At 39.6% G+C, this 12,477-nt stretch carries 14 protein-coding genes; all 14 read left to right on the top strand.

All coding sequences use genetic code 11. The annotated features are described in order from the left end of the window. Positions 1 to 9: 9 nt before the first annotated feature. The 14 genes from ACQ4KW_RS12325 to ACQ4KW_RS12260 all read left to right on the top strand — a co-directional run bounded on the left by ACQ4KW_RS12325 (position 10) and on the right by ACQ4KW_RS12260 (position 12,457). Positions 10 to 372, top strand: coding sequence for a response regulator (locus tag ACQ4KW_RS12325; protein WP_430882782.1), 363 nt, complete (start codon positions 10 to 12; stop codon positions 370 to 372). Between the two features lie 23 nt (positions 373 to 395). Then, complete coding sequence (locus ACQ4KW_RS12320) at positions 396 to 803, top strand: flagellar biosynthetic protein FliO (protein WP_430882781.1); 408 nt, start codon at positions 396 to 398, stop codon at positions 801 to 803. Further along, entirely contained in the window at positions 793 to 1,596 is an 804-nt protein-coding gene (fliP, locus tag ACQ4KW_RS12315; protein ID WP_430882780.1) for a flagellar type III secretion system pore protein FliP, read from the top strand. Before ACQ4KW_RS12320 ends, fliP begins: the two co-directional genes overlap by 11 nt. Before the next feature lie 12 nt (positions 1,597 to 1,608). Continuing rightward, complete coding sequence (gene fliQ / locus ACQ4KW_RS12310; RefSeq protein ID WP_430882779.1) at positions 1,609 to 1,881, top strand: flagellar biosynthesis protein FliQ; 273 nt, start codon at positions 1,609 to 1,611, stop codon at positions 1,879 to 1,881. Positions 1,882 to 1,893: 12 nt separating this feature from the next. Continuing rightward, complete coding sequence (gene fliR, locus ACQ4KW_RS12305) at positions 1,894 to 2,664, top strand: flagellar biosynthetic protein FliR (protein WP_430882778.1); 771 nt, start codon at positions 1,894 to 1,896, stop codon at positions 2,662 to 2,664. Next, positions 2,616 to 3,743 (top strand): flagellar biosynthesis protein FlhB, encoded by a 1,128-nt coding sequence (gene flhB, locus ACQ4KW_RS12300; RefSeq protein ID WP_430882777.1) that lies wholly within the window; start codon positions 2,616 to 2,618, stop codon positions 3,741 to 3,743. Before fliR ends, flhB begins: the two co-directional genes overlap by 49 nt. 10 nt (positions 3,744 to 3,753) lie before the next feature. Further along, positions 3,754 to 5,790, top strand: coding sequence for a flagellar biosynthesis protein FlhA (gene flhA / locus ACQ4KW_RS12295; protein ID WP_430882776.1), 2,037 nt, complete (start codon positions 3,754 to 3,756; stop codon positions 5,788 to 5,790). Continuing rightward, complete coding sequence (locus ACQ4KW_RS12290; RefSeq protein ID WP_430882775.1) at positions 5,790 to 6,194, top strand: hypothetical protein; 405 nt, start codon at positions 5,790 to 5,792, stop codon at positions 6,192 to 6,194. The genes flhA and ACQ4KW_RS12290 overlap by 1 nt, the downstream gene beginning before the upstream one ends. Then, entirely contained in the window at positions 6,178 to 7,080 is a 903-nt protein-coding gene (locus tag ACQ4KW_RS12285; protein WP_430882774.1) for an AAA family ATPase, read from the top strand. The genes ACQ4KW_RS12290 and ACQ4KW_RS12285 overlap by 17 nt, the downstream gene beginning before the upstream one ends. A gap of 2 nt (positions 7,081 to 7,082) precedes the next feature. Next, positions 7,083 to 7,964, top strand: coding sequence for a MinD/ParA family protein (locus ACQ4KW_RS12280; protein WP_430882773.1), 882 nt, complete (start codon positions 7,083 to 7,085; stop codon positions 7,962 to 7,964). A 72-nt stretch (positions 7,965 to 8,036) separates the two neighbouring features. Then, on the top strand, positions 8,037 to 8,786 hold the full coding sequence (locus tag ACQ4KW_RS12275) for a flagellar brake protein (protein ID WP_430882772.1): 750 nt from the start codon (positions 8,037 to 8,039) through the stop codon (positions 8,784 to 8,786). Continuing rightward, positions 8,786 to 9,865 carry a protein-glutamate methylesterase/protein-glutamine glutaminase gene (locus ACQ4KW_RS12270; RefSeq protein WP_430882771.1) on the top strand — a complete coding sequence of 360 codons (1,080 nt, stop codon included), beginning with the start codon at positions 8,786 to 8,788 and terminating at the stop codon, positions 9,863 to 9,865. Before ACQ4KW_RS12275 ends, ACQ4KW_RS12270 begins: the two co-directional genes overlap by 1 nt. A gap of 4 nt (positions 9,866 to 9,869) precedes the next feature. Next, positions 9,870 to 11,990: a chemotaxis protein CheA gene (locus tag ACQ4KW_RS12265; RefSeq protein WP_430882770.1), complete on the top strand. Its 2,121-nt coding sequence runs from the start codon at positions 9,870 to 9,872 to the stop codon at positions 11,988 to 11,990. A gap of 26 nt (positions 11,991 to 12,016) precedes the next feature. Beyond that, the gene (locus tag ACQ4KW_RS12260; protein WP_430882769.1) at positions 12,017 to 12,457 is read left to right on the top strand and encodes a chemotaxis protein CheW; all 441 of its coding nucleotides are present in this window, start codon (positions 12,017 to 12,019) and stop codon (positions 12,455 to 12,457) included. The last annotated feature ends 20 nt before the right edge of the window (positions 12,458 to 12,477 follow it).

The raw sequence follows: 12,477 nt of genomic DNA, 5'->3' as shown, positions 1-12,477 counted from the left end.
GGATTTTATATGTCTCAAGGAATATTAGTTGTTGATGATGCTGCATTTATGCGTATGATGGTTAAGGATGTATTAACAAAAAATGGGTATACGGTTCTTGGTGAAGCTGAGAATGGGCAGAAAGCTATTGAAAAGTATAAAGAATTGAATCCAGACCTGGTTATTATGGATATTACAATGCCAGAAGTAGATGGTATTCAAGCTGTTAAAGAGATTAAAAAGATTGATCCAAATGCTAAAATTGTTATGTGTTCTGCAATGGGTCAGCAAGCTATGGTTATTGAATCGATTCAAGCTGGCGCAAGAGACTTTATCGTAAAGCCTTTCCAGGCGGATCGTGTTATTGAAGCTGTTAAGAAAGTCTTAGGTTAATTCGTGGAAGGGGACGTTGCAAAATGAAGCAAGTTTCCTTTCCACTTTATACGCTTTTAAAAGCTGGACCAGATAGTGCAATTGATAATTTAACCACGGGTTCAATTATTAATTCTGCCTTGTTTTTTCTGGTCTTGTTTTTAGTGTACTTTATCATACGTCGTGCAACAAATGCTGGTCAGAAAAATTTGTTCAGTAAGCATATGCGTATTGTGGAAAAAATGCCCATGGGTCTCGATCGGTCTATTACGATTGTTGAGGTCAAGGGAACGTATTACATACTATGTATCGACAAAAATGGCACCACCTTACTAGACAAAAGAAGCGATCTTGATTTTGATATGACACAATCACAAGTCAATTTCAATGATGTATTCTCAAAATGGATGCCAAAAAAAGATAGGGAACAGGATGAAACAGATGATGAATAGGGGCTTGGTGAGGTTAAATTATAGGAAAGGCACGCGAATGATTTCATGTGCCCTTGTTGTCGTTTTTGTGCTCTTAGCCATGGCGAGTCTTGATGTTCCAAGTTTTGCTGATGATATTACCATTCCATCAGTCAATGTGGAATTTGGACAGCCTCAGTCAGGTAATGAGTCGGCGACCACGGTTCAAATACTACTCTTTTTCACAGTAATAGCCATTGCACCTTCTATTCTTTTGATGATGACATGTTTTACTAGAATCATCATCATCTTTTCATTTGTACGACGGGCGCTGGCAACTCAAACAACCCCACCCAATCAGGTTTTAATAGGGCTTGCGCTTTTTCTTACCTTCTTCATTATGTCACCGGTACTAAGTGAAGTTAAAACAAATGCATACGATCCACTTGTTGCAGGGGAGATCAATCAAGAAGTGGCAATAGACAACGCCCTAGAACCTATCCGTGAGTTTATGCTTAGACAAGTCAGGTCCAAGGACTTGAAACTATTTGTTGATCTTGCGGATATAGATGATATTTCAAACTATTCTGAGATCCCGACATCTGCACTTATACCAGCTTTTATTATCAGTGAGCTTAAGACAGGTTTTGAAGTTGGTTTTTTAATTTTTATACCATTTATCGTTATAGATATGATTGTTGCCAGTACCTTGATGGCTCTGGGGATGATGATGCTTCCGCCCGTTATGATATCTATGCCATTTAAAATATTACTCTTTATTATGGTCGATGGTTGGAACTTAATCGTAGAAAAAATAATACTGTCGATACGTTAATGGAGGTGCAATGTGGATCAAGGCATGGTAGTGGATATTTTTACATTAGCCCTAAAGACAATTCTATTACTAGCGGCCCCAATGCTACTGTCTGCATTGACGGTAGGGCTGATAGTGGCAGTCTTTCAGGCTACAACGCAAATACAGGAACAAACCCTGGCGTTTGTTCCAAAAATACTGGCTGTTTTCTTAGTGCTAATGGCAGCAGGCCCCTGGCTACTGCAAAATCTTATGTCAATGACTATGACTATCTTTGGTTACATAGATAAGATCATACTGAAATAATGGGGGGATTAGATGATATTAACCTCCTTGTTGGTGGGACTCATTCTGATGATTTCCAGAATGTCAGGCATGTTTTCCATTATACCTGTATTTAGCAGTCGGAATATTCCTGCACAGGCAAAGATAGGATTGATATTTTTCACAAGTTATGTCATGCTCCCTATCGTGGATCTATCATATGTTGAAGGTATAACAACCCTGCTTGAGATGGCTTACTTAATTATTATTGAGTTCATAATTGGCCTTATGCTTGGGGCCGTTATGCAAATAGCCCTGAGTTGCATATATCTAGCAGGTACTTTTATTGATAGAAACACTGGATTTGCAATGGTGAGTGTTGTGAATCCTATCGGGACAGAACAATTGGCTGTATCAGCCAATTTACTCTATGTGCTTGCGATGATTCTTTTCTTTGTCATTGATGGTCATCATCAATTGATTCGGGTTATAGCCCGGTCTTATGAAGTGGCACCAGTTGGCAGTGGGTTTATCAACTTGTTTGTTTCCCTTCAATTGACAGACCTAATGCAAGAAGCATTTATATTGGGATTTAAACTTGCAGCACCATTTATTATAACGGTGTTCATTGGAAATATGTTGCTCGGACTATTAGCCAAAGCCATGCCGGGCATGAATGTTTTTCTACTTGGCTTGCCATTTAAAGTCAGCATTGGATTTTTCCTTTTTGTTGTCTTACTATCGAGTTATGTGGATGCATTGACTGAGGTGTATGGATGGATTTGGGAAATGCTAGCCAAAATTATGTTCTTCATAAAAATTTAATAGCGGTAAATCTTCAGCATTTTGGTGGAGAGAAAACTGAGAAACCAACCAGTAAGAAGAAGCGAGAGGCAAGAAACAAGGGCCAGGTCGTTCAAAGTAAAGACTTGGCATCAGCCATTTCTTTATTGACTGTTTTCTTTGGTCTTGATTTGATGAAAGAGTACTTAATTCAAAGACTTCTAGGTCTTACCAGAATTGTTTCCAGTGCCATGGAAGAGGCAGATCAATTGTCTGAAGCGTCTTATGCACTTAAATTGCTTGGATACACGTTTGAAAATATACTGCTTATTATTATGCCGGTTCTCAGCTTGGCCCTGGTTACTGGTGTTATGGTTTCTTACTTTCAAGTGGGAAACTTATTCACAACCAAAACATTAATGCCTAAGTTTGACAAAATCAATCCCATCAATGGGTTCAAAAGGCTTTTTTCTGTAAGATCCCTTGTGGAACTAGCAAAATCTGTATCAAAAGCAAGTGTTTTAATGTACATCACGGGGTCTTATGTCCTCAGTAGACAAATGGACATCATGAAGGTCTTTGATATGAATGTCTACCAAATAGCAGCCCTCATGTGGGAAATACTTTTTAATGTTATGATACGCTCTGTAATCGTTTTACTTGTGATTGGTGTCTTGGATTTTGCTTATAAAAGATGGCAGAATGAAAAAGACCTCATGATGAGTAAGCAAGAAATTAAAGATGAGTATAAAATGACAGAGGGAGACCCTAAAATTAAGGGGAAAATTAGGCAAAAGCAGAGAGAAATCAGTATGGGACGTATGATGCAAGAGGTTCCAAAGGCCGATGTTATCATCACCAATCCAACCCACTTTGCCATTGCCATACAGTATGACCCCGACAAAGCAGATGCACCAAAAGTTCTTGCTAAGGGGAAAAACTTAATCGCACAAAATATAAAAAAAGTTGCTGAAGAAAATGAAATACCAATTGTTGAAAACAAGCCATTGGCTCGAGCCCTGTATGCAGAGGTTGAAATAGGAGACTTTATTCCTGAGGAACTCTATCATGCTGTGGCAGAAGTCTTGGCATATGTATATAAATTAAAGAAAAGCGTTTAAGGAGGCCATAATGAAGTTAAGTGATATTAGCGTTGTCATTCTAATGATTGGCATCATTATGCTGATGATCATTCCAGTACCACTTGGTTTCCTGGATCTTTTTCTCAGTATGAATATTGGACTGGCTATGTTGATCATGCTGATTTCAATGTTTGTATCTGAGCCTCTGGAGTTTGCTGTATTTCCATCTATACTCCTCATAACCACACTGTTTAGACTCTCGTTGAATATTTCTACAACGAGAAAAATCCTTTCTATTGGTGAAGCAGGCAGTGTTATTGACGCCTTTGGCGAGTTTGTAATTGGCGGAGACGCCATTGTAGGTTTTGTAATCTTTGTTATTATAATTGTTATTCAGTTTCTCGTTATCACAAAAGGTGCCGAAAGAGTTTCGGAAGTTGCAGCCCGATTTACACTGGATGCCATGCCTGGTAAACAGATGGCTATAGATGCAGACTTGAATTCAGGTGCTATTTCAGAGGCACAAGCAAGAGAAAGAAGAACCACCATCCAAAGAGAGGCCGATTTCTACGGAGCCATGGATGGTGCCAGTAAGTTCGTTAAGGGTGATGCCATCGCAGGTATCATCATCACGGTCATAAATATTGTGGCAGGTTTTGCAATTGGGGCCTTTCGATTTAACCTTTCCCTTGGAGAAGCTCTCGAGAAGTACACACTTTTAACCGTAGGTGATGGCCTTGTGGGTCAGATTCCTGCCCTTATGATTTCTGTTGCGACAGGTATTATAGTTACAAGAGCTGCATCAGATTCTAATTTAAGTAATGATGTGGTCAATCAATTATTTAGAGAACCTCAAATTCTATATATAGTTGCTTCAGTGCTGGCATCTTTGGGTCTTTTAACCCCTCTACCAGCCGTTCCAATGGTTCTCCTAGCTGCTTTTTTATCTTATCTGGCATTTAGTTTAAGACGGGAAGTGAAAAAAGCATTATCAGAAGAAGAAGCTGTGGAAGCAGAAGAGGCACCAGAAATTGAAGACATTCGAAAGCCAGAGAATATCATTCCACTTCTTCAAGTTGATCCAATTGAACTTGAGTTTGGATATGGTATTATTCCTCTAGCAGACCCTAATCAAGGGGGAGACCTCTTTGATAGATTGGTCATGATTAGAAGACAAATCGCCCTTGAACTAGGTGTTGTTGTTCCAATGATTCGCCTTCGTGACAATATTCAGCTGGAACCTAACGCCTATTCCATTAAAATTAAAGGAAATGAAGTGGCTTATGGCGAAATAATGTTTGATCACTATTTAGCCATGGACCCTGGAAATGCAGAGGGCACGGTTTCTGGTATTGATACAGTTGAGCCAGCATTTGGTCTACCGGCCAAATGGATTACAGCTGAAGAACGTGAAAAAGCTGAAGTGTTAGGCTTTACTGTGGTTGATCCATCGTCGATTATTTCGACACACTTAACTGAAATTGTAAAACGACATGCGCATGAACTGCTCGGTCGACAAGAGGTTAAGTCACTTATTGATAATGTAAAAGAAAACAACTCCACCTTGGTGGATGAGCTCATACCTGGGCTCATGGCTATTGGAGATGTTCAAAAAGTTCTTTCAAACTTGTTACAAGAAGGTGTTTCTATAAGGGATTTAAACACAATCCTTGAAACCTTGGCTGATCATTCCAGGTCGACAAAAGATGTGAATATACTCACAGAGTATGTGAGACAGGCTTTAAGCCGTCAACTGACATCGCAGTATATACCGACCAAACGGGCAAGAGTGGTTACACTTGATCAGGGACTGGAAAACACCTTGATGGAATCAATCCAGCAATCAGATATGGGCACTTATTTATCGATTGATCCAGTAACAACACAGTCGCTACTGAATAATTTGGCTGTTGAAATACAAAATCTTCTATCGCTTGGGGAACAGCCGATAGTGTTAACGGCTCCGATAGTGAGATTTTATTTTAAACGTCTAACTGAAACTCAAATTCCGGACTTGATTGTACTCTCATACAATGAAGTGGAACCGGATGTTGAAGTACAATCTGCGGGGATGGTGACTGTTTAATGAAAGTCAAAAGGTATATTGGGAATGATCTTTCTGAAGCAATGATTCGTGTGAAAAATGAGTTGGGGCGCGATGCGGTTATTCTTCATACGAGGAAAATCAAGAAAAAGGGACTTATGGGTTGGTTTGGAGGCAAACTGGTTGAAGTCGTGGCTGCAATTGATGAGCCTGATAATTTCACACCAGTTGTTAAAAAAAATCAAGAGAAGGATATGCAAGATGCTCTTGAAGCCATACGACAAATATCACAACAAAGCCAACAGCAAACCCAACAGCAAGCCCAACAGACCGCTGAAGTGAATGAAACGGTCGAAGATGTTAACACCCAGCCTAAAGACCACTTAAGTGGTGAAGTGGACGAACTTAAAAAAAATGGTGTTTCAAATCATGGAGAAGCTCGATGAGAAAAGTTCTGAGAAGACAAACGATCATGAGATTGCTACGTTTTCAAAGACACATGATCAAGTGAAAATTGCACCTGAATCAAATGAGATAGGGCACCAAGAGCCCATCACAAGGTCAATAGCCATTGAAGCGACTGATGAAATTAAGGCCATGCTTCGTGACAAAGAATTGGCAGAGCATACAATAGAGACAATATTTAAATCATTAGATATGGAAGAAGAAAGTGACTCGATTGAATCAATAGGTCCAGTTGTAAGGGAAATGCTCGGTGAGCCCTATACAATTGAAAAGAACACAGATCGTCAAAGTGTATATATGTTTGTTGGACCAACTGGTGTGGGAAAAACCACTACCTTGGCAAAACTAGCAGCACGTCTATCCCTAGTGGAAAATCGATCAGTGGGTCTGATCACTGCGGACACATTTAGAATTGCAGCTGTAGAGCAGCTTAAAACCTACAGTGAAATACTTGGAATCCCCCTAACGGTCATTTATGAACCCGAAGAAATTCGGGAAGCCTTGAAAAAGTATAAAGACAAAGACTTTGTGCTTGTGGATACGGCTGGTCGTTCACATAAAAGTGACGAACTCAAAAATGATCTTGATAACTTGCTGAAACACTTGAAAAATCCAGAGATATTTTTAGTTATCAGTTTAACGACGGGGTATAAAGATATTGTAAGTATTTTGAACTCGTATGAGTTCCTAAAAGACTATAAATTGCTATTCACAAAACTGGATGAGGCAAGCTCTTTAGGGAACATTCTAAATGTCAGGGCGCATACAGGCAAACCACTATCATATTTTGCAATTGGGCAAAGTGTTCCAGACGATATTGAGATTGCTAACGTCGATAGAGTCGTTAACTTCATTGTGGGGGAATAGCAATGGATCAAGCACAAAGATTAAGAGAAATTATATATAGCTCAAAGCTGCAACGATCTGCTAGTAAAGATTCAGCTCCTACAGTCCGCGATGCAAGAATAATAACAGTTTCGAGTGGAAAAGGTGGCGTCGGCAAGACAAACTTTACTGTGAATCTTGCAATAGCTTTAAGCAGATTGGGCAAGAACGTGTCAATTATTGATGCGGATTTAGGACTTGCCAATATAGATGTGGTTCTAGGACTCGTTCCAAAGTTCACACTTTCACATGTCATAAGAAATGAAAAAGAAATCAAGGATATTATTCTTGATGGACCCAATGGCATCCGAGTTATATCAGGAGGATCTGGTGTCACGGATCTCGTCAATCTGGATACGGAAGAGATAGCTAGACTTATAGAGAGTTTAGAGTTTTTAAATGATGACTCTGATTATATCCTAATTGACACAGGCGCTGGCCTGAGCAGATCTGTCATATCATTTATTGAAGCCGCATCAGATGTGGTTATGGTGATTACGCCAGATCCAACATCTATAACAGATGCATATGCTGTCATAAAAAACATTGCCAGTGAAGACAAGAATATTAAAGTTGTCGTCAATAGAGTTGATAGCAATAAAGAAGGTCAAAATGTGTTTTTCAAGCTCAATTCAGCAGCAAAAAAATTCCTAAATGTTGAACTGGATAATTTGGGGTATATTTATGAAGATAACAATGTGAAGAAAGCTGTGAGATCACAAAGGCCATTTTTACTTGAGCATCCTAACTGTTTAGCCAGTCGCGGTGTAGAACTGATTGCTTACAATATTGAGAATAATAAGACATTCACTGGATCATCCAGTGGATTTACACGATTTATTGAAAAGCTTTTTAAAGCTAATTAACATGACTTTGATAGATACAAATGTTTAGGTGTGTCATCATCTAGGGTGTTTAGACAGTCAGGAGGGGCTACTGTGAGCTTAGAATTTGATAAGATCATGGAACCTGGAGATCCATTAGATGTGGATGTTCTGACAAAAGATAATACGGTGATAAAGTTAAAATCCAACATCCAGCTCATTAAGGATAATATGGAGTTCTTTATCAGTGCGCCGATTTATCAGGGCAGAATCTATCCTCTTGAAAGTGGGTCAATGGTTTTGGTTACGCTCACGAGAGACACCTCAGGCATTTATACATTTTATGCCACGGTCGGCGGGCGTACCGACTTTGAAAAAGTAAGTGTCATACAGCTTAAAAAAAGCAGTGAAGTGAAGAAGTCTCAAAGACGAAAATACTTTCGACTTCCATTTATTGGAGAGATTCAAGTGAAGGATCCCGAACAAAAGGAAGAGACTGAAGCAGAAAAGAAAAAACGAGAAGCGCTTAAAGAGAAATTTAAGGACAATCCTGATATTATAATTGATGATGAACCTGAGATTGATTACCTGGAGATGACAGGTAAAGATTTAAGTGGCGGGGGATTCAGGGCACTCAGCAAGCACAAAATAGAGATTGGTCAAAAAATAGAAGGCATTATATATCTCGATCAGCTTGAACTTGAGTTTAAAGGTAAAGTGGTTAGATGCAAATCTACTTTAGATACTTATGAAAACTATGAAATAGGCGTTATGTTTGAGGGGATGGACGACCAAGTGCGTTCTCAGATTATCAGTTACATTTTCAAAAAGCAGAGGAGTATGCGCAAAAAAGGGCTGATTTGATGAAGACTAGAGTATTAGTTGTAGATGACTCAGCATTTATGAGACGAGTCATCACCGACATTATTAATGAAGAGGCGTCATTCGAAGTTGTTGACACAGCTAGAAACGGCAAAGAGGCGGTGGAAAAAGTCAAGGCTCTCCATCCTGATGTTGTCACCTTAGATGTGGAAATGCCTGTCATGGATGGCATGGATGCTTTAAAACTGATTATGGAGGAGTGTCCAGTACCAGTTTTGATGCTGAGTAGTTTGACCAAGGAAGGGGCCGATGCAACGATTAGATCCCTTGAGCTTGGTGCTATTGATTTCATCACAAAACCAACGAGTATATTTAAGGTTAATACTGATGATGTTAAGAAAAAACTACATGAGAAAATAAAAATAGTAAGAAAGGCAAGGCTACGGAGTATGAAAGCAAGACCAAGACCTGCGCCGCAGCCAGCGCCAGTGAAAAAGCCAGCTGAAACAAAGATTACTCCTCGAGAGGTAGAGTCCACAGGCAAGGTCAAAAAAATTATTGCCATAGGCACATCCACTGGAGGACCACGAGCGCTTCAATCAGTGATACCACTGCTTCCTGGGAACCTAGATGCCAGCGTTGTTGTCGTTCAGCATATGCCGGCAGGTTTCACAAAATCACTGGCTGACAGAATGAACAGTATGTCAGAACTTAATGTTAAGGAAGCTGAGAATAATGATGTATTAAAACCTGGTTGGGTTTATATTGCACCTGGCGATTATCACCTTCGGGTGATTCAGGACAGAAGTGGGTATAGAATCAACTTGGGAGACGACCCGCCAGTAACAGGACATAGACCTTCCGTAGATGCCATGATGTATTCCATAGGTGATTTAGGCACCCAGAATATCATTGGAGTCATTATGACAGGGATGGGCGCTGATGGGGCAAAAGGGCTAGTAAACATCAAACAAGTGAATAAAGCACATATTATTGCTCAAGACGAAGAAAGTTGTGTAGTCTTTGGTATGCCGAAATCAGCGATTGCTGAAGGCGTTGTTGACAGAGTTGTATCGTTAAATGAAATCTCAAACGAGATCCTGAAAGCCATGGGGGTGTAAATTTATGGACATGAGTCAATATCTCGAAATCTTTATTGATGAATCAAAAGAACATTTGCAGCATATGAATACGATTTTACTTGATCTTGAAAACAACACAGAAGATCTAAATTTACTGAATGAAATATTCCGTATTGCCCATACAATAAAAGGTATGGCAGGCACGATGGGTTTTACCCAAGTTGCAAATGTAACGCATGAAATGGAAAATGTGCTACATAAGGTGAGAAATGGAGAAATACCAGTTACTACAACAATTGTAGATGTATTATTTGAGTGTTTCGATATGCTTGAAGACCACATCAATTCACTGGAAAACACGGGTCAGGAAAGCAGCACAGACGCGTCTCCACTTGTTAGAAAACTTCAGGATATTCTTGTAAATAAGGGCGTATTGTCAAGTGATAAAGCCCCTGTTGAAAAAGAGGAGCCTGAAGCGGAAGAAACTGTCATAGAAACTGATACGAATGATTCAGACAGCTTCCACTTAAAATTTGATGATATAGGTGATGTGCTTAAAGAAGCAATGTCTCAAGCGCTTCATCCACTAAAAATCAAAGTCACACTGGAAGACAATTGTATGTTAAGAGCGGCCCGAGCATTTATCGTTTTTAACACACTAGAACAGTCTGGTGACATCATCAAATCACATCCATCGGCTGAAGATATTGAAGATGAGAAGTTTGAGCAGTCATTTGAAATTTTATATATCACAAAGCTTGATATTGAAAATACCAAGCAGGAAATATTAAATATCTCAGAAATTGGAGACGTTCATGTTGAACCTGTCGAAAGTGATGAAATCATTGTCTCAGAGCCAGTAGAAGATGTTGAAGAATCAAAAGAGGAAAGTACAGAGGAAAAATCTGAAGCGGTAGAGGAAAAGGCGCAAGCGTCGACTCCGAAACCTGTTAAGCCAGCAGCGAAAAAGCCAAAATCTGATGATAAATCTCAGATGAAAGAAAAAGCGAAGACATCTAAGACCGTTCGTGTTGACATTGATCGACTCGACAATCTTATGAATCTCGTCAGCGAACTGATTATCATTAAAACACGACTTGAAGTGGCAGAGGGCACAGGGAACACTCAGAATATGGATGATGCTGTTGAGTATCTTGAAAGAATCACAACAAGCCTTCATGATGCTGTTATGAAAGTTCGAATGGTTCCTGTTGAAAGAACCTTCAATAGATTCCCAAGAATGGTGAGAGACCTTTCAAAGGATCTGGGTAAGAACATTCAGCTTATTATGTCTGGGGAAGACACTGAAGTGGACAGAACGGTCATTGATGAAATTGGCGACCCTCTCATTCACTTGATCCGTAACTCTATCGACCACGGTATTGAGTCTCCTGAAGATAGAGCGGCTCATGGAAAACAAGAAAAAGGCACTGTGGCACTAAGAGCCTATCCTGACGGAAATACAGTTGTTATTGAAGTTGAGGATGATGGTGGCGGTATCGACCCTGATAAAATCATGAGCATAGCCCAAGATAAAGGCGTTGTCACTGATAGAGAAGTGGAGACAATGTCAAAGCATGATATTATCAACCTACTCTTTAGACCAGGCTTCTCAACAGCTGAGAAGATCACTGACCTTTCTGGCCGTGGTGTTGGTCTGGATGTCGTTAAGAGTAAAATAGAATCTCTTAACGGAACGGTTGAGGTTGATTCTGATTTAGGCAAGGGCAACAAGTTTACGATTAGATTGCCACTGACACTTGCTATTATTCAGGCGCTTATGGTTAATTTGGCAGAAGAGAAATATGCACTGCCTTTAAATAACATTAAAGAAATCACAACGATTCAGAAATCATCCATTAGCATGGTTCAAAACCAAGAAGTTGTACTTTACAGAAATAAGACACTTCCAATTATTCGTCTAAATGAAATTCTAGAAGTTCCATATCATGTGGAACCAGAAGAAAAAGACGAAATGATCGTTGTAATTGTTCGCAAAGGTGAAATGGAAGCAGGTCTGGTTGTAGACAGTCTCATCGGTCAGCAAGAAATTGTAATCAAATCTCTTGGCCGTTACTTGACTGGCGCTAAAACAATCGCTGGAGCGACAATACTCGGTAACGGTAGTGTTGCACTAATTGTAGACCCAAATCAACTTCTTTAATATGACAGTGCAAAGGAGAGAAAGCCATGAGTAATATCAAGGAATATGTTGTATTCAGAGTCAAAGAAGAATCCTATGGAATTGACATAAAATATGTAGAAAACATTGAAAAAATGCTTCCGATAACACGTGTTCCCTATACAGATGAACATGTGGAAGGTGTTGTGAATCTTCGTGGTAATGTTATCCCTGTGATTGATCTGAGAAAAAGATTTTCAATTCCAAGGGAGGATTTTACAGATGAATCCAGAATTATTATTGTAAATTACAAAGAGTACACAGTGGGTATGATTGCTGATTCATCCTCAGAAGTATTCCAGATAGATAGGGACAATGTGGATCCTGCGCCGAGTATCAAGGCTGGTAGTGATGATTTCGTTCGCGAAATCGGAAAGCATGACGGACGAATAGTCATGCTGATTGATCTTAAAAAAGTTCTTGGAATCGAGAGCATTGAAGCAGAGTAATCCAAGACAGGAGCGTGTTT

Origin of the sequence: Tianxiuia mixotrophica, assembly GCF_050596425.1 — a bacterium.
Lineage (GTDB): Bacteria > Bacillota > Clostridia > Peptostreptococcales > Acidaminobacteraceae.
The sequence above is the reverse complement of the archived record's forward strand: the minus strand, read 5'-3'. Positions and strand labels throughout refer to the sequence as shown.